Source organism: Streptomyces sp. NPDC048278 (assembly GCF_040652195.1).
Taxonomy (GTDB): Bacteria; Actinomycetota; Actinomycetes; order Streptomycetales; family Streptomycetaceae; genus Streptomyces.
Genome location: NZ_JBEZLP010000036.1, coordinates 13,226 through 32,254, shown reverse-complemented (window position 1 = coordinate 32,254; position 19,029 = coordinate 13,226). Strand labels below are relative to the sequence as shown.

The window sequence follows — 19,029 nt, the reverse complement described above, 5'->3', positions numbered from 1 at the left end:
GGCCGGGCAACGATCTTTGCTACCCCGCCATTTCCCACAGGAGCAGCTCTGTGTCGGAGATGCCCGACGCCTCCAAGTCCTTCGCGTCGGTGATCCGTACGGAGTCTCCCGGTCCCAACTCCGCCTCCCCCAGGCGGACTTCGCCCCGGACGACGTGGACGTACACGTACGCGCCGTCCGGTACCGCCGTCCGCTCCCCCGCTCCCAGGCGGCGCACGTGCAGCATCGCGGCGGCCTCCGGGACCGCGTACGGCGTGGAGTCGGCGATGCCGCGGACGATGTCGTAGGAGGGTTCGCCGCCGGGCCGCACCGGGGCCAGCCACATCTGGACGAAGGTCAGGGGCAGCGGCCCGTCGTTGCGCTCCACGTGGCGGACGCCCCCCGCCGAGCTGAGGCGCTGGACGTCGCCGTGCCGGACCACCGTCTCGTGGCCCGCCGAGTCCCGGTGGGTGAGCTCGCCCTCGACCACCCACGTCACGATCTCGGTGTGGCTGTGCGGATGCTCGTCGAAGCCGGCGCCCGGCGGCAGCCGCTCCTCGTTGCAGGCGATGACCGCACCGAAGCGGAGGTTGTCCGGGTCGTAGTGCGGGCCGAAGGAGAAGGCGTGCGACGACTCGATGCCGGTCGCCGGGTCGCCTCCCGGATAGCGCTGCGCCGCGCGCCTGACGTCCATCACGGCACCACGGTAGACCGCAGTCGGCACCCGGCGGCGCAGGCTCCCGTCCGGATAAGGCAGTCTTGTCCCCGTGCCCGAACCCGTAACCCGCAAGCCCGACCCCTCGGCTCAGAAGGTCCACCCCCACTCCGCGACCCTGAAGCGGCTGGAGAAGTCGTCCGGCAGCCTCGCCGCCCAGGCCATCGCGCGCATGGACGAGACCCTGTCGTGGTACCGGGCCATGCCCCCGGAGAACCGCTCCTGGATCGGGCTGGTCGCCCAGGCGGGCATCGCGGCCTTCACCGAGTGGTTCCGGCACCCGGACGCCCCGCAGGCGATCTCCACGGACGTGTTCGGGACCGCGCCGCGGGAGCTGACCCGCGCGATCACGCTGCGGCAGACCGTGGAGATGGTGCGGACCACCATCGAGGTCATGGAGAGCGCGATCGACGAGGTCGCGGCGCCCGGCGACGAGAGCGTGCTGCGCGAGGCGCTGCTGGTGTACGCCCGGGAGATCGCCTTCGCCACCGCCCAGGTGTACGCGCAGGCCGCCGAGGCACGCGGTGCCTGGGACGCCCGGCTGGAGTCGCTGGTCGTCAACGCCGTGCTGAGCGGCGAGGCCGACGAGGGGGCGGTGAGCAGGGCCGCGGCGCTCGGGTGGAACTCGCCGGACAACGTGTGCGTCGTGCTCGGGACCGCGCCCGACGGGGACAGCGAACTGACCGTCGAGGCGATCCGGCGGGCCTCCCGCCACGCCAAGCTGCAGGTGCTGACCGGGGTGCTCGGGGACCGCCTCGTCGTCATCGCGGGCGGCAACGACAATCCGCTGGCCGTGGCCAAGTCGCTGATCGGGCCGTACGCCGCCGGGCCGGTCGTGGCGGGTCCTGTGGTGCCGGACCTGCTGGCGGCCACCCGGTCCGCGCAGGCCGCCGCCGCCGGGCTCAAGGCCTGTTCCGCCTGGCAGGACGCGCCGCGCCCGGTGCTGGCGGACGATCTCCTGCCGGAGCGCGCCATCGCGGGCGATCCGAGCGCACGCGAGCAGTTGGTGGAGGAGATCTACAGACCGCTGGAAGAAGCCGGTTCGGCGCTGCTGGAAACACTGAGCGTCTATCTGGAGCAGGCGAGCAGCCTGGAGGGTGCCGCCCGGATGCTCTTCGTCCACCCGAACACCGTGCGCTACCGGCTCCGACGTGTGACTGACGTCACCGGATGGTCGCCGTCCGATGTACGATCCGCCTTCACACTGCGGATCGCGCTGATCCTGGGGCGTCTGGTCGATGGAGATCCCCAGTCATAGGCTTTTGTCGGGGGCCTACAAAACCCCCTCGTGTTCTTCGTCCCTGTCCCCACGGGCGGCCGTGGCCGTCCCCAAGAGAGAGTGTGAGAGTGCTCGTACTCGTCGCTCCCGGCCAGGGCGCCCAGACCCCTGGCTTCCTGACCCCCTGGCTCGACCTCCCCGGTGTCGAGGACCGTCTGCGTGCCTGGTCGGACGCCATCGGTCTCGACCTGGTGCACTACGGCACGCACGCCGACGCGGACGAGATCCGGGACACCGCGATCGCGCAGCCGCTGCTGGTCGCCGCGGGACTCGTCTCCGGCGCGGCACTCGGTACCCAGACATCAGCCGCTGCCGCGGCGGTCGCCGACATCGCGCCGGGCGCGGTCGCCGGGCACAGCGTCGGTGAGATCACGGCCGCCGCGTTCGCGGGCGTCCTGAACGACACCGCCGCGCTGGCCCTCGTACGCAAGCGCGGCCTCGCGATGGCGGAGGCCGCCGCGATCACCGAGACCGGTATGTCGGCGCTGCTCGGCGGCGACCCGGACGTCTCCGTCGCGCACCTGGAGAAGCTCGGTCTGACCCCGGCGAACATCAACGGCGCGGGCCAGATCGTCGCGGCCGGCACGCTGGAGCAGCTCGCCGCGCTGAACGAGGACAAGCCGGAGGGCGTCCGCAAGGTCGTCGCCCTCAAGGTCGCCGGTGCCTTCCACACGCACCACATGGGCCCCGCGGTCGAGAAGCTGGCCGAGGCAGCCAGGGAACTCGCGCCACTGGACCCGAAGTTCACGTTCGTCTCCAACAAGGACGGGCAGGCCGTCGCGTCCGGCGCCGAGATCGTGGAGCGCCTCGTCGGCCAGGTCGCCAACCCGGTCCGCTGGGACCTGTGCATGGAGACCTTCAAGGAGCTCGGCGTCACCGCCCTCCTGGAGGTGTGCCCCGGCGGCACCCTGACCGGCCTGGCCAAGCGCGCCCTGCCCGGCGTGAAGACGCTGGCCCTGAAGACCCCCGACGACCTCGACGCGGCCCGCGAGCTCATCGCCGAGCACAGCTGAACTAGGAGCGCACAGCGATGTCGAAGATCAAGCCCAGCAAGGGTGCTCCGTACGCGCGCATCCTCGGCGTCGGCGGCTACCGTCCGACCCGTGTGGTGCCCAACGAGGTGATCCTGGAGACGATCGACTCGTCCGACGAATGGATCCGGTCGCGCTCCGGCATCGAGACCCGGCACTGGGCGGGCCCGGACGAGACCGTCGCCGCGATGTCCATCGAGGCCTCCGGCAAGGCGATCGCCGACGCGGGCATCTCCGCCGAGCAGATCGGCGCCGTGGTCGTCTCCACCGTCTCGCACTTCAGCCAGACCCCGGCCGTCGCCACCGAGATCGCCGACAAGCTGGGCACGGCCAAGGCCGCCGCCTTCGACATCTCGGCCGGCTGCGCGGGCTTCGGCTACGGCCTCACGCTCGCCAAGGGCATGATCGTGGAGGGCTCCGCCGAGTACGTGCTCGTCATCGGCGTGGAGCGGCTCAGCGATCTGACCGACCTGGAGGACCGGGCCACCGCCTTCCTGTTCGGCGACGGCGCCGGCGCGGTCGTGGTCGGCCCCTCGCAGGAGCCGGCGATCGGCCCGACGGTCTGGGGCTCCGAGGGCGACAAGTCGGAGACCATCAAGCAGACCGTGCCGTGGGACCGGCTCCACTTCGGCGACAAGGCCGGGCTTCCGCTGGACAGCCAGGGCAACGTCAAGTTCCCGGCGATCACGCAGGAGGGCCAGGCGGTGTTCCGCTGGGCCGTGTTCGAGATGGCGAAGGTCGCCCAGCAGGCGCTGGACGCGGCCGGGATCAGCGCGGACGACCTGGACGTCTTCATCCCGCACCAGGCCAATGTGCGGATCATCGACTCGATGGTGAAGACTCTCAAGCTGCCGGAGCACGTCACGGTCGCCCGTGACATCCGCACCACCGGCAACACCTCGGCCGCCTCGATCCCGCTCGCTATGGAGCGGCTCCTGGCGACCGGCGAGGCGAAGAGCGGCGACACCGCACTCGTCATCGGGTTCGGGGCGGGTCTCGTCTACGCCGCCACTGTCGTTACCCTCCCCTAGGCACTCCGTGCCGGATCATGCATCCGGAACGGGTCGCCGTCCGCAGTACCGCAGCAGTACCGCAGCAACCGTCTGGAACATCTAAGAAGGAGCGCCTGACATGGCCGCCACTCAGGAAGAGATCGTCGAAGGTCTCGCCGAGATCGTGAACGAGATCGCCGGCATCCCGGTTGAGGACGTCCAGCTGGACAAGTCCTTCACCGACGACCTGGACGTCGACTCGCTGTCCATGGTCGAGGTCGTCGTCGCCGCCGAAGAGCGCTTCGACGTCAAGATCCCGGACGAGGATGTCAAGAACCTCAAGACCGTCGGCGACGCGACCGACTACATCCTCAAGCACCAGGCCTGAGGCAGTTAACTAGCCTCTGGCTGCAATGCCCCGCCACCCGGCGGTGGCGCCGTCGAATCCCGTATCCGTTGGAGAAAGAATTCCCGTGAGCCCGACCAATCGCACCGTGGTCGTCACCGGTATCGGCGCAACCACACCGCTGGGTGGCGACGCAGCTTCGTTCTGGGAGGCGCTGATCGCCGGCAAGTCCGGCGTCCGCCTCCTGGAGCAGGACTGGGCGGCCGAGCTGCCCGTCCGTATCGCGGCGCAGATCGCCGTCGAACCGGGCGAGATCATCCCTCGTCCGCAGGCCCGCAAGCTGGACCGGTCGGCGCAGTTCGCGCTGATCGCCGCCAAGGAGGCCTGGAAGGACGCCGGTTTCACCGCCAGGGCCGGTGAGGACGGGGCCGCCGACCCCGACCGGGTCGGCGCCGTCATCGCCTCCGGCATCGGCGGTGTGACGACCCTCCTCGACCAGTACGACGTGCTGAAGGAGAAGGGCGTACGCCGTGTCTCCCCGCACACCGTGCCGATGCTGATGCCCAACTCGCCGGCCGCCAACGTCGGTATCGAGCTGGGCGCGCGGGCCGGCGTGCACACGCCCGTGTCGGCCTGCGCCTCCGGCGCCGAGGCCATCGGGTACGCCATCGAGATGATCCGCACCGGCCGTGCGGACGTCGTCGTGGCCGGCGGCACCGAGGCGGCGATCCACCCGCTGCCCATCGTCGCGTTCGGCAACATGATGGCGATGTCCAAGAACAACGACGACCCCGAGGGTGCGTCGCGTCCCTACGACTCCGGCCGTGACGGCTTCGTCCTCGGCGAGGGCGCGGGCGTGATCGTCCTGGAGTCCGAGGAGCACGCGAAGGCGCGCGGGGCGCGGATCTACGCCGAGGCGGTCGGCCAGGGCATCTCGGCCGACGCGCACCACATCACGCAGCCGGAGCCGTCGGGCAACGGGATCGCGCACGCGCTGCAGAACCTGCTCGACAACACGGATCTGAAGCCGGCCGAGATCGTGCACGTCAACGCGCACGCGACGTCGACGCCGCAGGGTGATGTGGCCGAGATCAAGGCGCTGCGGAAGGTGTTCGGCGACGACGTCGACCACATGGCGATCTCCGCGACCAAGTCGATGACGGGTCACCTGCTGGGTGGTGCGGGCGGCATCGAGACCGTCGCGTCGATCCTCGCGCTGGTGAACCGGACGGCTCCGCCGACCATCAACCTCGACGAGCTCGACCCCGAGGTCAACGCGGATGTGGTGCGGGGCGAGGCGAGGGAGCTGCCCGAGGGCAGGATCGCCGTGCTGAACGATTCGTTCGGGTTCGGCGGCCACAACGTGGTCCTTGCGTTCCGGACCGTGTGAAAAACCTTGCTTTAAGGCCTGTGGCCCAAGCTCCGGTGTCGGAGTTTGGGCCACAGTGCGTTTCGTTGTCGGCTGACGGCCGGTGGGGGTTGTTCGCGCAGTTCCCCGCGCCCCTAAAGGGGCGCCAGCCCCTGGCTTTTAGGGGCGCGGGGAACTGCGCGACAAGCCACGACGGCGCCGCGGACGAGATCCGGTCGGCGTCAGACCACCTGGTGGAGCCAGCGGACCGGCGCGCCCTCGCCCGCGTAGCGGAACGGCTCCAGTTCGTCGTCCCAGGGCTTGCCGAGCAGCTTGGCGATCTCGGCCTCCAGGGCCGTCTCCCCGCGCTGTGAGCGGGTCAGGGCGGCCCTCAGGCGGTCCTCGGGGATGAGGATGTCACCGTGGATCCCGGTGACCGCGTGGAAGATGCCGAGGTCGGGAGTGCAGCTGTAGCGCTCGCCCTCGGCCTTCGCACAGGGCTCGGCGGTGACCTCGAAGCGGAGCAGGTGCCAGCCGCGCAGCGCGGAGGCGAGTTTGGACGCCGTGCCGACCTCACCCTGCCAGGAGAACTCGGAGCGCCAGGTGCCGGGCGCGGCCGGCTGGCGGATCCAGTCGAGGTTGACGCGCGTGCCCAGCACCCCGGCGACGGCCCACTCGACGTGCGGGCACAGCGCGCGGGGCGCGGAGTGCACGTACAGAACTCCACGTGTCGTCACCGGAACCTCCGGGCTGAGCGGACATCTTGCTGGCTGGCTGGCGGCAGTGACACGACGGCCGCGTTGATGGCGAGGCTACCGTGCGGTGGCGCAAGGAGTGTGACGTACCGTCGGTCCCACAGCCAGGAAACCCCCGCCATTCACCCAGGGGGACGCTTGTACGGGGTTGGTCCGTTGCACGGCGCGGGCCGGGAACTCCCGTGCGTTGTCATTACGGGGGACGATCGGGCAAACGGAGAGGACCTACGGGGTATGCGCAAGCAGCGACGCCGGCGTTCGCGTGCCCTGGCAGGCGCCGTCGCCGTCACCGCCGCGCTGGGGGTGGCCGGGTGCGATGCGCTGGGCGGTTCCTCCGGCGCGACCGGGAGCGAGAAGACGCGGGCCGCGCGGACCGTGCAGGTGTGGGACCGCAGCCCCGCCTCGATCGCGGCCGTCGGCGACTCCATCACCCGCGGCTTCGACGCCTGCACGGTGCTCTCGGACTGCCCCGAGGTGTCCTGGGCGACCGGTACCAGCGACCAGGTGGACAGTCTCGCGGTGCGGCTGCTGGGGCGGGCCCGGGCGGCCGACCACAGCTGGAACTACGCGGAGACCGGCGCCCGGATGGCCGACCTGCCGGAGCAGATGGCCGACGCGGCGGTACGGAAGCCGCAGTTGGTGACGGTGATGGTGGGGGCGAACGACGCCTGTCGTACGTCGGTGCGGGCGATGACCTCGGTGGCCGACTTCCGCAGCGGGTTCGAGGACGCGCTGGGCACCCTGCGCAAGGAGCTGCCGAAGACGCAGGTGTACGTGGCGAGCGTGCCGAACCTGAAGCGGCTGTGGTCCGAGGGGCGGACCAACCCGCTGGGCAAGCAGGTGTGGAAGCTGGGCATCTGCCCGTCCATGCTGTCCGACGCGGACGACCTGACCAGCGCGGCGACCGTGCGCCGGGACAAGGTCCAGCAGCGGGTCGAGGACTACAACAAGGTGCTGGAGCAGGTCTGCGCCAAGGACCGGCGGTGCCGGTTCGACGGCGGGGCCGTGTACGCGTACCGGTTCGGAACCGATCAGCTCAGCCACTGGGACTGGTTCCATCCGAGCACCGACGGCCAGTCCCGACTCGCCGCCATCGCCTACCGGGCCGTCACCGCGAAGGATCCGGTGGGCTAGAACCGGCGTGCGAGAACCGGTGGGCTTGAACGGGTGGGCCGGAACGGGTGGGCTGGAACGGGTGGACTAGACCCCTGGCTTAGGGTTTCCCCATGAACGAACTTTTCGGCACACTTCCCGACGGCACCGAGGTGCACCGCTGGACGCTGGAGCGCGCGGGGACCCGGGTGCGGGTGCTGTCGTACGGCGGGATCGTGCAGTCGGTCGAGGTCCCGGACCGGGAGGGGCGCACGGCGGACGTGGTGCTGGGGTTCGCCGGTCTGGACGGGTACCTGGAGCACCCGGGGCCCTACTTCGGCGCCCTGGTCGGCCGGTACGCCAACCGGATCGCGCACGCCCGCTTCCCGCTGGACGGCGTGACCTACGCCCTGGAGCCGAACAACGCGCCCAACTCCCTGCACGGCGGCGCCCGCGGCTTCGACAAGCGGGTGTGGGAGGTGGCGCCCGTCGAGCACGGGGTGCGGCTGACCCGGGTGAGTCCGCACGGGGAGGAAGGGTTCCCGGGGCGGCTGGAGCTCGCCGTGACGTACACGCTGGACGAGTCGGGCGCCCTGCACATCGCCTACGAGGCGGTCACCGACGCGCCGACCGTCGTGAACCTCACCAACCACAGCTACTTCAACCTGGCGGGCTCCGGGAACGCGGGCGGCCACGAGCTGCGGATCGCGGCCTCGCGCTACACCCCCGTGGACGCGGACCTGATTCCGACGGGGGTGCTGGAGGACGTCTCGGGCTCCCGGTTCGACTTCCGCGCGGCCCGCAAGGTGGGCTCCGGGTACGACCACAACCTCGTCCTGGACAAGGGGGTGACCGGGACCCCGGTGGAGATCGCCGAGCTGCACGAGCCGGCGTCCGGCCGCACCCTCACCGTGGCCACCACCGAACCGGGCATCCAACTCTACACCGCCGAGCACCTGACCGGCCCCTTCGCCCCCGGCGACGGCGTGGCCCTGGAGACCCAGCACTTCCCGGACTCCCCCAACCGCCCCGGGTTCCCGAGCACCCGGCTGGACCCGGGCGCGACCTACCGTTCGGAGACGGTGTACGGCTTCGGGGTGCGGGACTGACGACACCCGCCGACGCCGTCCACCGACACGCAAGCCCCGGTCCAGGGGTCAGGTCCCGGACCGGGGCTGCTCAAGGGGGACGCGTCCCGCTCCGACCTTAGCCGCGGCTGTGCGGAGACGGCCGGTCATCGAGCACGTCGCGGCGATCTCGTACGAACCCTTCACAAACGCCCGTGGGCCCGTGGTGGCCGATGGCGTAGACCACATCGCGGCCCACACGCGATACTGCGCCCGACCTGCACCACGCACCCCACTGCGACGGAGGGCCAACTCCCTTGACTTCCCTACGTGTTCGGACGGGCGTTCTCGGCATCGTGCTGCTGGCCGGAGCACTCGTCCCCACCGCCGCGCACGCGGCCACCGCCCCCTCCCCCACCGTCGAGGAACAGCGGCTCGACCAGCCGGTGCCGCAGGAGATACTCCGGCGGTCCGGGTTCGACACCGTGGCACCCGGGTTCGCCCGGGCGCTGGCGGACGCGCACTCCTACGCGCAGGCCCGGCAGGCCGTGGCACGGCAGGGGGCGGCGCTGTGGCGGCGGGCCGTGGACCGGGCGCAGGGCCGCGGTCCCGCCGGGGGCGACCTGAGCCGGGACGACGACCGGCCGCTGTACTGGGCGCGGCTCGGGATGACCCGCCAGGTGCGCACCTGGGAGCCCGGGTTCGGGGTCGGCGAGCGGCAGCGGGCGGCGCTCCTCGACGTGCTGGAGCGGACCTCGCGCGGGCAGACGGACATCCGCTACCCGGGCAGGGGCGTCCGGCGGATCCTCGTCACCGGGTTCGACCCGTTCACCCTCGACCGGGACATCCGGATCTCCAACCCGTCCGGGGCGAGCGCGCTGGCCCTCGACGGGACCGTGATCGAGACCGCCGAGGGACCCGCGCGGGTGGAGACGGCGGTGTTCCCGGTGCGGTGGGACGACTTCGCGGCGGGCACCGTGGAGCGGACGCTCCGGCCGTACCTGCCGAAGGTGGACCTGTTCACGACCGTGAGCCAGGGGCGGGTCGGGCGGTTCGACGTGGAGCGGACCAACGGCGCCTGGCGGGGCGGGTTCGCGGACAACGAGAACATCGGCCGGACCGGGACCGTCCCGGTCACCGACCCGGCCTCGCAGCCGCAGTGGACGACCACCACCCTCCCGTACGCGGCGATCACGGCGGCCGACACCGGGCGGTTCCCGGTGTACGACCACACCGAGGTGACCGAGATCCCGGCGGGCGGTACCGATCCCGTCGTACGGGCGGACGGGCCGACCGCGGGGTCCACCGCGCGGGCCGGGGGCGGCGGGGACTACCTGTCCAACGAGATCGCCTACCGGGCCACGCTGCTGCGCGACCGGCTCGGGCTGCACGACACCCTGCCCGGCGGGCATGTGCACACGCCGGTGCTGCAGTTCGGCGCCGGGAACACGACACAGGTGACCGACCCGGAGTTCGTGCGGAACCGGGTGGACATCATCGACCAGGTGCGGGCGATCCTGACCGTGGCGGCGGACGCGGGCCTCGGGAAGAGCCTCAGGAAGAGCTGACGGGTTCGTCCGCGCGCTCGTCCTCCTCGGCCGTCTCCTCGCCCAGCAGGTCGCGGGCGAGGAGGGTGGCGCCCGCGACCGCGCCCGGCATCAGGAACACCGCGACGAACGGCACCAGGAAGGCCAGGCCCAGCGGGGTGCCGAAGCCCCACACCAGGGTCTTGCGGGACCGGAGCAGGGCGAGCCGGGCGCGCAGGTCGACGCCTCGGCGCTGGAGGGCGACGGCGGCGAGTTCCTCGGTGAGGAAGAACCCGGTCACGAAGAAGCCGACGACCGGGACGACGGTCTGCCCGACGAAGGGCAGGAAGCCGAGGGCGAAGAGCAGGACGCCCCAGAGGCCGGCCCGGAGCAGGACGCGCAGGCTGTCCCGGGCGGAGATCCACAGCTCGCGCCAGAACGGCAGTCCGGACTCGGGCGCGGTGCCGTCGGGCGAGACGTCCGCGTCGACCTTCTCGGAGAGGCTCTCGTAGAACGGCTGGCCGACCAGCAGCGTCACCGCGGTGAAGGTGAGGACGGCGCCGAGGAGGCCGAGGGCGAACAGGACGGCGGTGAGGAAGCCGCGGAAGAGGCCGAGCCAGGGGCTGGACCAGTCGTCGGCGAACGGCGTGGCCCAGGCGACGAAGTCCGCTCCCCATATCGCGAGGGCGACCAGGGCCGCCGCGTACAGCACGAGCGTGATCAGACCGGGCAGCAGCCCGAACCCGAACTGCCTGCCGTGCCGCCCGACCCACCGCTGGCCCTTGAGGAGATAACCGAAACCCACCCCGAGATCACGCATGGCCAAAACTTTACCGGGACCCGGGCCCCGAAAGGGGCGCGGGGAACGGCGCGACCAGCCCCCACACCGCCGCAGCCGAACAACGACGCAATCCCGGCCACCCCAGCGGAGCTCTACGCGGGGGTCACCGCCACCACCACCCCCCGGTCCGCCGCCGGGCTGACCGCCGCCGACACCCGTACCGCCGTGGCCCGGGCCACCCGCCCCGCGCGGGCGGCGGAGGCCAGCAGGAGGGGCTGGAGGCGTTCGAGCCCGGTCACGGCGAGTTCCTCGGCGGCGATCAGCGCCGGGCCGGCCGCCCTGGCCGTCTTCGCCGCCGCCTCCGTCAGGTCGGCCAGCGGCGGCAGCGCGGCGCGGACCACGCCCGCGCCCGCCGTGGTCACCCGCTCGGCCAGGGCCACCTGGAGGGGCAGCAGCGGGGCCACGGCCGAGGTGACGGCGTCGGCGATGCGGTGGAGTTCGGGGGCGGAGTCCCGCAGGACCTCGGCCGCCGTGCGCAGCAGCGGGGTGAGGGCCAGCAGGACGCCGGCCGCCCCGCCCGCGGCCGGCGGCAGCAGCGGGGAGAGCGCCTCGGCCAGTTCGCGGAGCGCCGCCGCGAACTCCTCCACCGCCGGCTCCACCGCGTCCAGCAGCGGCAGCAGGCCGTCCCTGAGGGCCGTCAGCAGCGGTTCGGCCACCGGGTGGCCCGCGAGCGGCGCGCCGCTGGTGCCGAGCCGGGTGAGGGTCTCCACGACGCGGTAGAAGGCCTCCTGTGCCCCCGGCGCGGCACTGGCCTCGGCCAGCTCCGCGGTCGTCCGGTGCAGGACGCGCAGCAGTTCGGGGGCCGAGCCCTCGCGTGGGTCCAGGGTGTTGACGGCGATCTTCGTGAGGTTCTGGGCGGTGTCCAGGAGCCGGCCGGTGATGTCGGTGGTGCTGCGGGCCATGCGCAGCACGTCCGCCCTGCCGGGAAGTGAGGGAATCGTCGCCATGGGCCGGGGCCCTCCCGCCGCTGTGGGGTCTGTCCGCGGTGTGTCCGCCCTCAGCATGCCCCGGTTGAGTCGAACAGGTACATCTCGCCGTACCGATCTCAGGAACGGGTAGGTCGCCCAGGTGGGTAGGGCGTTGTTCACAGTGGGAGCTGCCCCCCGGCGGCTCGGTTGAGGAGAACGGATGACGCAGGAGATCACCGTCCAGGGCACGGTCGCGGAGGGTTTCGAGGCGGTGCGCGACGAGTTCGCCGCCTTCGTCGCGGGCGAGCCGGCCGATTACGAGGGGCAGTTGTGTACGTACGTCCACGGCCGGCGGGTCGTCGACCTGTGGGCGGGCGAGGAGGCCGGCGGGGACTCCCTGTACAGCGTGTTCTCGTCCACCAAGGGGGCGGCGCACCTGGTCGTGGCGATGCTGGTGCAGGACGGCACGCTGGAGCTGGACCGTAAGGTCACCTACTACTGGCCGGAGTTCGGCGCGGAGGGCAAGGGCACGCTGACCCTGCGGGACCTGCTGGCGCACCGGGCGGGTCTGGTCGGCACCGACACCGGGTTCGGCCGGCAGGAGCTGAGCGACGACCGTGCGATGGCCGAACGCCTCGCCGACCAGCGGCCGTTCTGGCGCCCCGGCACGGCCTTCGGCTACCACGCCCTCGTCATCGGGGCCCTCACCGGCGAGGTGGTACGGCGGGCGACCGGCCGTACGCTCCAGGACGTGTACGAGGAGCGGGTCCGGGCGCCCTACGGCCTCGGCTTCTTCCTCGGTCTGCCGGCCGCGCACGAGCCGCGCTTCCGCACGACCCTGCCGATGCGGCCCACGTCCGAGCAGCAGGCCCTGCTCGACTCCGTCCCGTCCGGCCCGCAGACCCTGGCGGGGATCGCCTTCAACCGGCACACGGCCGAACCCACGGACCTGGCGTCCCTCCCGAACGACCGGCTGGTCCGCGCCAAGGGCCCGGCCTCCTTCGGCGGGGTGGCGTCCGCGCGCGGCCTGGCCGGCATGTACGCGGCCCTGCTGAGCGAGGTCGACGGCAAGGCCCCGCTGCTGAAGGAGGACACGGTGGCGGAGTTCGGCCAGATCCACTCGGTCGGCTACGACCTGGTGGCGCGGGCCCACAAGTCCTACGGCCTCGGCTTCCAGGCCACCGCGGACACCTGGCACCCGTTCCTCGGCGCGGGCACGATCGGCCACAGCGGGGCAGCCGGTTCACAGGCGTTCGCGGACCCGCGCAGCGGCATCGCCTACGGCTACACGCGCCGCCGGTTCGCGTTCCCGGGCGGCGCGGCCCCCGAGAACGACCGCCTGGCACTGGCCGTGCACCAGGCGGTACTCACAACGCGCTGAGCGCAACCCACCTAGGGGCGCGGGGAACTGCGCGACCAGCCACACACCGCCCGCACCCGGCAGGGCACCGCACCAGGCAGCCGAGTGGGCCGCACCCCACGCCCCCAAGGGCGCGGCCTACTCACCGCACACAAGCCTCGCCCCACCCCAGTCCGCATGGTCATGCGCGTTCCCGTCCCCACCGTCCCCGACGACGAGATGCAGCTCCTGCACGCCGGTCACGTCGGCGTCCAGCGCCACCCCCGCCGACTCCCCCGTCAGCACCGGCGTCGTGGCCACCGTGCGCCCGTCCCCGACCAGGGAGAAGACGACCGACCCGTACGGCGCGACCTCGTCGTCGATGCCGACGGTGGCCGTGAACCGGGTGCAGTTGCCGCCGAGGTAGAAGGCCACGTCACTGTCGGCGTGGACGCCGAGCCCCTTGGCGAACGGAGTGCCGCGAAGAGCCATCGGCAGACCGTCCCCCGCCGCCTGCTCCCCGTTGGACGTGTCGCGTTCGACCGGCCCCCACCCGTTGTCGGCGGAGACGAACGACAGATCGCTCAGGTACGGGCTCCCGGTGGGCGCCGGGATCGGCACCCGCGTACTCGCGCTGCCGTACGTCCAGTGCCGCACGCCGTCGCGGTCGTACGTGGCGAGCGGCAGGAACGTCTCGGTCACCGGGGTGTCGGTGGCGGTCGGCGCGGTGACGGTCCAGCTCGCGGTGACCGAGTGGCCCGGGGCGACCTTCGTGAAGGTGACGGGTGTGGTGGGGGTGGCCCGCCAGTTCGCCGGGATGCCGGGCGCCAGCGTGAGGCCGGTGGCCGGTCCGCCGGCCGCCGGGAGGGTGAAGGTGGTGGTGAGGGTCGCCGACGCGCCCCGCTGGACCGTGGCCGGCAGGTCGGCGGTGAGGGTGGCCGGAGGCGCGGCGGGGTGCCGTACGGGGGTGACGGCCAGGTTGTCGAACTCGTCGGTCTGGTAGCCGACCACGCCCAGGCCGACCTGCCCGGCCGGGTACGCGGAGTCGTCCACCGCACCGACCCGGCGGCCGTCGACGCTCGCGGTGATGGTGGTACCGCTGAAGCTCAGGGCCAGGGTGTGCCAGTGCCGGGTGCCCAGCGCCCGGGTGGTTCCGGCGGCGAGGGTGGTCAGCCGACCCGCGGTGTCGCTCCTGACGATCGACCAGGCACCCGTGTCGGCGGCCCGCAGGAAGTAACCCGCCTGGTGGGACTGCGGGCGCTGCTGCTCACCGGCCCTGCCGATGAGTTCGACGGTGCCGGGCTGCGCCAGACGGACGTCGGAACTGACCGTGTAGTCCCGCCAGTCCGTGTCGCCGAGCAGCGCGAACGCGTCGCTGTCGTCCTGCCACTCGATGGGCTGCTGCGCCGCCATCTGCCGTACGCACCGTCCCGGCCGTCCGCCACCGCAGGCCGCGGTCTCGAAGGAACCCTGCATGTCGGAGAGGTACTTGGCCTCCCGGCCGGGGGTGGGCCGCTCGAAGGAGTCCCGGTAGGGCAGGGCGAGGTGCCGTTGCGGCGGGCTGACGGCGGTGCCGTGGCCCTGGCCGGTGGTGGTGGTCAGGGAGTAGACGTGGCCGGGCTGGAGGGTCACGGAGAAGTGCCCGGCCCGGGGGGTCACGTCGCCGGTGTGGACGAAGCCCCGGCCGCCGGCGGAGAGGTCGGTGGCCCAGACGTGCACGGTGCCGGTGGGAAGTCCGCCGCCGACGGTGAAGTCGGCTCGCTGCGCGGTGCTCGCGGTGGAGGTCTCGACGATCGTGCTGTAGGCGGAGTTGTCGGCGGGCTTGAGGGTGACGTAGCTGCCGTCGGCGCGGTCGCCGCCGAGGTAGCCGCTCGCCTGGTCGACGAACTTCCAGCCGGGACGCGTGACCTGGGTGACCTGGGCGGTGGTCCAGAGGCTGGTGCCGAGTTGATACGCCCCGGACCACGGCTGGTTCGCGACCGCGAGACCCACCGTGTCGTACGGCAGGTTCGGGTAGACCGCCGCCAGCAGGGGCCAGTTGAGGTAGGCGGTGTACCTGCCGTCGAGGTAGCCGCGGGTGATGGAGCGGATCAGCGCGCCGGCGCCGGTGTCCTCGTCGAGGGAGCCGTTCTCGCTGGCCCACAGGGGTTTTCCGGTGGCCTGGGCGGTGTCGGAGCTGTAGCAGGTGTCCGCGGTGCCGCCGTCGCCGCCCTCGCAGGGGTAGTGCACGCCGACGACGTCGACGGAGTCGGCGAACTGCTGGTCCCCGGCGATGTCGTCGGCGACGTCCAGACCCGAGTCGGCGGCGACGATCCGCACCGGGAGGTGCCGGGCGGCGAGCGCGGCGTGCAGCTTCTCGTACCAGGCCGTGTCGTAGCCGCGTTCGTTCCAGCCGCCCAGGTAGTCGATGTCCAGGCCGTGCTGCCGGGCGCAGCCCAGCCAGTCGACCAGGTAGTCGATCATGTCCTGGGACCAGAAGTCGCCGCCGCCCGGGGTGTCGCCGGTGTTGCCGATCCAGCCGGGGGCGCCCCAGGCCAGGCCGTACAGCTCGATGTCCGGGTTGCGCTTCTTGGCCTGCTCCATCAGCCACCACTCGTAGCCGCTGTCGCAGTGCACGGTGCCCCGGGTGTGCTCGATGCTGGGTTCGGAGCCGTCGGTGGAGTTGGTGTCGCCGCCGATCTCCACCTTGAGCAGGTGCAGGGCGGCCCCGTAGCCGGGTTTGAAGAGGTAGTCGAGGATGCGGCTGCGTTGCGGCTCGGGGTAGTCGACGAGCAGCCGGGAGTTGCCTCCGCCGCCGCTGATGGCGCCGATGCCGTCGAAGGTGCGGCCGGTGCCGGACCCGTCCACGGTGATCGTGGTGGCCGGCGGCGCGGATGTCGTGGTGGCGGCGTGGGCTGACAACGATGTCAGAGCGCCGGACACGAACACGAGGCAGCTGATGAGTGCGAGCCATGACAGCGCGCGGTACCGGACGGACTGGAGCATGCGGCTCTCCCGACCCCGAGGCCCAGTGGAGGCGAACACCTCCGCGCACATGGCTACAGGAACGCACAGCTCCAGGGAAGACTTCGGACAGGATCCAACACGGAAACGGGGCGCCCTCACCCCGGGAACCCCGGCTCGCCGCCGGACCCGTGAGGGCGCCCACCGCTCCCTGCGGCCTTACAGCTTGACGATCATCTTTCCGGTGTTGTCGCCGCGCAGGACCCCGAGGAACGCCTCCACGTTGCTCTCGATGCCCTCGGCGACCGTCTCGCGGTACTTCAGCTGCCCGGAGGCCACCCACGGGCCGACCTCGGCGACGAACTGCGGCTGCAGGTCGTAGTGGTCGCCGACCAGGAAGCCCTCGATCCGGCCGCGGGTCTGGATGAGACGCGCGAGGTTCTTCGGGCCGGGGACGGGCTCGGTGCTGTTGTAGACGGAGATCATGCCGCAGACCGCGATCCGGCCGTCCCGGTTGAGCTGGCCTACGGCCGCCTCCAGGTGGTCGCCGCCGACGTTGTCGAAGTAGACGTCCACGCCGTCGGGGGCGGCGGCGCGCAGCTGCTCGCTCACCGGGCCGTTCTTGTAGTTGAACGCCGCGTCGAAGCCGTACTCCTCGACCAGGAGCTTCACCTTCTCGTCGGAGCCGGCCGAGCCGATCACCCGGGAGGCGCCCTTGAGCTTGGCGATCTGGCCGACCTGGCTGCCGACGGCACCGGCGGCGCCGGAGACGAAGACGGAGTCGCCCTCCTTGAAGGAGGCGGTGCGCAGCAGGCCGGCGTACGCGGTGAGGCCGGTCATGCCGAGGACGCCGAGGTAGGTCGAGAGCGGCGCGGCGTCGGCGTCGACCTTGACGGCGTTCTTCGCGTCCACGACCGCGAACTCGCGCCAGCCGAAGAAGTGCAGGACGTGGTCGCCGGCCGCGATGCCCTCGGCGTTCGACTCGACGACCTCGCCGACCGCACCGCCCTGCATGACCTTGCCCAGCTCGAAGGGGGCGACGTACGACTTCGCGGCACTCATCCGGCCGCGCATGTACGGGTCGACGGAGAGGTACTTGTTCCGCACGAGCACCTGCCCCTCGCCCGGCGTGGGGACCTCCGTCTCGACGAGGGCGAAGTCCTCGGGCTTCGGCCAGCCGACGGGACGGCTCAGCAGGTGCCACTCGCGGTTGATCATGACGTACGCCTTTCCGAAATTACTTCAGTACCTGAAACAACCATGCTCCTGAATATTTCATGATGTCAAGTAACGCGGTACCCTGGAGCGCATGTCGTCCACACGGTCCACCCCAGCGCAGACCCGCCGTCCCGACGCCCTGACCCTGGAGGTCGTCGAGCTCATCGGGGACGTCGTGGCCCGTTTCTACGCGGACTACGAGGAGGCGGCGGGCGAGCACACGCTCACCGGGGCGCAGGCGCGGCTGCTCAGTCTGCTCTCGCTGGAGCCGCTGCCGATGCGGAAGCTGGCCCAGAAGCTGAAGTGCGAGCCGTCCAACGTGACGGGGATCGTGGACCGGCTGGAGGCGCGCGGGCTCGTGGAGCGGCGGCCCGACCCGGCCGACCGCCGGGTGAAGCTGGCCGCGGCGACGGACGAGGGGCGCCGGGTCGCCCGGGACCTGCGCGAGGGGCTGCGCTTCGCGCGCGAGCCGCTGGCGGGGCTGTCGGACGAGGAGCGGCTGTCGCTGCGGGATCTGCTGCGCAGGATGCTCGACGCGTAGACGCTCCGCTGGGGGGGCCGCGATTGGCGTGTGGGCGTCTGGGGTTGTGTGTCGGCTGCGGCGGCGTTGTGGCTGGTCGCGCAGTTCCCCGCGCCCCTTCGGGGCGCTGCCCAGCGGGGGGAGCCTAGAGTCGCCGGATGCAGATGGATCTCAATCTCCTGACGGTACTCGACGCGCTGTTGGAGGAGGGGAGTGTGACGGGGGCCGCTGACCGGCTTCGACTCTCGGCGCCTGCGGTCAGCCGGAGTCTGGGGCGGATCAGGCGGCTGACCGGGGATCAGATCCTGGTGCGCACCGGACGGACGATGACGGCCACGCCGTACGCGCTGGCGGTGCGGGCGGACCTGCACCGGCTCGTGCAGGAGGCGCAGGGGCTGCTGGCGCCGCAGCGGCGGCTGGATCTGGCCACGCTGGACCGGACGTTCACCGTGCAGTTCCACGAGGCCGTCACCACCGCGATCGGCCCCGGGCTCCTGAAGGCCGTACGGGACCGGGCACCCGGCGTGCGGCTGCGGTTCCTTGCCGAGTCCGGTACGGACACGAACGACCTGCGGCACGGGCAGGTGGACATCGAGGTGGGTGCCACCGAGCCGGCCGCCCCCGAGATCCGGTCGCAGACGCTGGGCGAGGACCGGCTGATGGTCGCCGTCCCCGAGGGCCTGCCGGGCGGTCGCCTGAGCCTCGCGCAGTACGCCGCGGCCGACCATGTCCTGGTCTCCCGCCGGGGCCGCCTGCGGGATCCGGTCGACGAGGCCCTGCAGGAGCACGGTCTGCGGCGCCGCACGGTGGCCGCGGTGCCGACGACGACGGCGGCACTGGATTTCGCGCGGAGCAACGACGTGCTGGTGACCGTGCCGGCGCGGATGTGCGCGGAGGCCGTCGCGCGGCAGGGACTGCGGCTGACGGAGCTGCCGGTGACCGTGGCACCCGTCCCGCTGATCGCGGCCTGGCACCAGCGCTACGAGGGCGATCACGCCCACCGGTGGCTGCGGGAGCAGGTCAAGACATTGATTGCGTCTCGGTAAATCCAGAGTTGAGAACGTTGCACTGGACGCAACGACGTCCGGGCCCTTCACTGGTGTCAACACCGGCGAAGGGGAGGAAAACCC

General features: G+C 71.9%; 17 protein-coding genes. 11 read left to right on the top strand and 6 right to left on the bottom strand.

The window, feature by feature from the left end:
• Window positions 1-19: 19 nt before the first annotated feature.
• Window positions 20-673 (bottom strand): pirin family protein, encoded by a 654-nt coding sequence (locus AB0D74_RS40725; protein ID WP_362598919.1) that lies wholly within the window; start codon window positions 671-673, stop codon window positions 20-22.
• A 73-nt stretch (window positions 674-746) separates the two neighbouring features.
• Here AB0D74_RS40725 and fasR point away from each other — a divergent pair, with 73 nt between their 5' ends.
• From fasR to fabF, 5 genes are all read left to right on the top strand, one after another.
• Complete coding sequence (fasR, locus tag AB0D74_RS40720; protein ID WP_362598738.1) at window positions 747-1,952, top strand: fatty acid biosynthesis transcriptional regulator FasR; 1,206 nt, start codon at window positions 747-749, stop codon at window positions 1,950-1,952.
• A gap of 89 nt (window positions 1,953-2,041) precedes the next feature.
• Window positions 2,042-2,986: an ACP S-malonyltransferase gene (locus tag AB0D74_RS40715; RefSeq protein WP_362598735.1), complete on the top strand. Its 945-nt coding sequence runs from the start codon at window positions 2,042-2,044 to the stop codon at window positions 2,984-2,986.
• A gap of 17 nt (window positions 2,987-3,003) precedes the next feature.
• Window positions 3,004-4,035 (top strand): ketoacyl-ACP synthase III, encoded by a 1,032-nt coding sequence (locus tag AB0D74_RS40710; RefSeq protein WP_362598732.1) that lies wholly within the window; start codon window positions 3,004-3,006, stop codon window positions 4,033-4,035.
• Window positions 4,036-4,135: 100 nt separating this feature from the next.
• The gene (locus AB0D74_RS40705) at window positions 4,136-4,384 is read left to right on the top strand and encodes an acyl carrier protein (RefSeq protein WP_046425089.1); all 249 of its coding nucleotides are present in this window, start codon (window positions 4,136-4,138) and stop codon (window positions 4,382-4,384) included.
• A gap of 85 nt (window positions 4,385-4,469) precedes the next feature.
• Complete coding sequence (fabF, locus tag AB0D74_RS40700; RefSeq protein WP_362598728.1) at window positions 4,470-5,732, top strand: beta-ketoacyl-ACP synthase II; 1,263 nt, start codon at window positions 4,470-4,472, stop codon at window positions 5,730-5,732.
• Between the two features lie 200 nt (window positions 5,733-5,932).
• Here the strand turns inward: fabF and AB0D74_RS40695 are convergent, their stop codons facing one another.
• Complete coding sequence (locus tag AB0D74_RS40695; protein ID WP_093503479.1) at window positions 5,933-6,427, bottom strand: DUF3145 domain-containing protein; 495 nt, start codon at window positions 6,425-6,427, stop codon at window positions 5,933-5,935.
• A gap of 252 nt (window positions 6,428-6,679) precedes the next feature.
• Between AB0D74_RS40695 and AB0D74_RS40690 the strand changes: the two genes are divergently transcribed.
• The 3 genes from AB0D74_RS40690 to AB0D74_RS40680 all read left to right on the top strand — a co-directional run bounded on the left by AB0D74_RS40690 (window position 6,680) and on the right by AB0D74_RS40680 (window position 10,172).
• On the top strand, window positions 6,680-7,579 hold the full coding sequence (locus AB0D74_RS40690; protein WP_362598725.1) for an SGNH/GDSL hydrolase family protein: 900 nt from the start codon (window positions 6,680-6,682) through the stop codon (window positions 7,577-7,579).
• Between the two features lie 92 nt (window positions 7,580-7,671).
• A complete protein-coding gene (locus tag AB0D74_RS40685) occupies window positions 7,672-8,646 on the top strand; it encodes an aldose epimerase family protein (protein ID WP_362598722.1) in 975 nt (324 codons plus the stop codon).
• A 275-nt stretch (window positions 8,647-8,921) separates the two neighbouring features.
• The gene (locus AB0D74_RS40680) at window positions 8,922-10,172 is read left to right on the top strand and encodes a pyroglutamyl peptidase (protein ID WP_362598719.1); all 1,251 of its coding nucleotides are present in this window, start codon (window positions 8,922-8,924) and stop codon (window positions 10,170-10,172) included.
• On the opposite strand, the gene AB0D74_RS40675 is transcribed toward AB0D74_RS40680, so the two are convergent.
• On the bottom strand, window positions 10,159-10,950 hold the full coding sequence (locus tag AB0D74_RS40675) for an EI24 domain-containing protein (protein WP_362598716.1): 792 nt from the start codon (window positions 10,948-10,950) through the stop codon (window positions 10,159-10,161). The two genes, AB0D74_RS40680 and AB0D74_RS40675, sit on opposite strands and share 14 nt — an antisense overlap.
• 113 nt (window positions 10,951-11,063) lie before the next feature.
• Window positions 11,064-11,918, bottom strand: coding sequence for a hypothetical protein (locus AB0D74_RS40670; RefSeq protein WP_362598712.1), 855 nt, complete (start codon window positions 11,916-11,918; stop codon window positions 11,064-11,066).
• Window positions 11,919-12,099: 181 nt separating this feature from the next.
• Between AB0D74_RS40670 and AB0D74_RS40665 the strand changes: the two genes are divergently transcribed.
• Entirely contained in the window at window positions 12,100-13,260 is a 1,161-nt protein-coding gene (locus AB0D74_RS40665) for a serine hydrolase domain-containing protein (protein WP_362598709.1), read from the top strand.
• Window positions 13,261-13,377: 117 nt separating this feature from the next.
• Here the strand turns inward: AB0D74_RS40665 and AB0D74_RS40660 are convergent, their stop codons facing one another.
• Window positions 13,378-16,203 carry an NPCBM/NEW2 domain-containing protein gene (locus AB0D74_RS40660; protein WP_362598706.1) on the bottom strand — a complete coding sequence of 942 codons (2,826 nt, stop codon included), beginning with the start codon at window positions 16,201-16,203 and terminating at the stop codon, window positions 13,378-13,380.
• A 177-nt stretch (window positions 16,204-16,380) separates the two neighbouring features.
• Window positions 16,381-17,379 carry an NADP-dependent oxidoreductase gene (locus AB0D74_RS40655; RefSeq protein WP_362598703.1) on the bottom strand — a complete coding sequence of 333 codons (999 nt, stop codon included), beginning with the start codon at window positions 17,377-17,379 and terminating at the stop codon, window positions 16,381-16,383.
• A 91-nt stretch (window positions 17,380-17,470) separates the two neighbouring features.
• Here AB0D74_RS40655 and AB0D74_RS40650 point away from each other — a divergent pair, with 91 nt between their 5' ends.
• Window positions 17,471-17,920 (top strand): MarR family transcriptional regulator, encoded by a 450-nt coding sequence (locus tag AB0D74_RS40650; RefSeq protein ID WP_362598700.1) that lies wholly within the window; start codon window positions 17,471-17,473, stop codon window positions 17,918-17,920.
• 137 nt (window positions 17,921-18,057) lie between these two features.
• Window positions 18,058-18,945, top strand: coding sequence for a LysR family transcriptional regulator (locus AB0D74_RS40645; protein ID WP_362598697.1), 888 nt, complete (start codon window positions 18,058-18,060; stop codon window positions 18,943-18,945).
• The last annotated feature ends 84 nt before the right edge of the window (window positions 18,946-19,029 follow it).

What these genes read in the sequence shown, in the direction of transcription:
- AB0D74_RS40725 (WP_362598919.1), bottom strand. Translation starts at nt 673, where the DNA reads ATGGACGTCAGGCGCGCGGCGCAGCGCTATCCGGGAGGCGACCCGGCG.
- AB0D74_RS40710 (WP_362598732.1), top strand. Translation starts at nt 3,004, where the DNA reads ATGTCGAAGATCAAGCCCAGCAAGGGTGCTCCGTACGCGCGCATCCTC.
- AB0D74_RS40705 (WP_046425089.1), top strand. Translation starts at nt 4,136, where the DNA reads ATGGCCGCCACTCAGGAAGAGATCGTCGAAGGTCTCGCCGAGATCGTG.
- AB0D74_RS40690 (WP_362598725.1), top strand. Translation starts at nt 6,680, where the DNA reads ATGCGCAAGCAGCGACGCCGGCGTTCGCGTGCCCTGGCAGGCGCCGTC.
- AB0D74_RS40685 (WP_362598722.1), top strand. Translation starts at nt 7,672, where the DNA reads ATGAACGAACTTTTCGGCACACTTCCCGACGGCACCGAGGTGCACCGC.
- AB0D74_RS40675 (WP_362598716.1), bottom strand. Translation starts at nt 10,950, where the DNA reads ATGCGTGATCTCGGGGTGGGTTTCGGTTATCTCCTCAAGGGCCAGCGG.
- AB0D74_RS40670 (WP_362598712.1), bottom strand. Translation starts at nt 11,918, where the DNA reads ATGGCGACGATTCCCTCACTTCCCGGCAGGGCGGACGTGCTGCGCATG.
- AB0D74_RS40665 (WP_362598709.1), top strand. Translation starts at nt 12,100, where the DNA reads ATGACGCAGGAGATCACCGTCCAGGGCACGGTCGCGGAGGGTTTCGAG.
- AB0D74_RS40660 (WP_362598706.1), bottom strand. Translation starts at nt 16,203, where the DNA reads ATGCTCCAGTCCGTCCGGTACCGCGCGCTGTCATGGCTCGCACTCATC.
- AB0D74_RS40655 (WP_362598703.1), bottom strand. Translation starts at nt 17,379, where the DNA reads ATGATCAACCGCGAGTGGCACCTGCTGAGCCGTCCCGTCGGCTGGCCG.
- AB0D74_RS40650 (WP_362598700.1), top strand. Translation starts at nt 17,471, where the DNA reads ATGTCGTCCACACGGTCCACCCCAGCGCAGACCCGCCGTCCCGACGCC.
- AB0D74_RS40645 (WP_362598697.1), top strand. Translation starts at nt 18,058, where the DNA reads ATGCAGATGGATCTCAATCTCCTGACGGTACTCGACGCGCTGTTGGAG.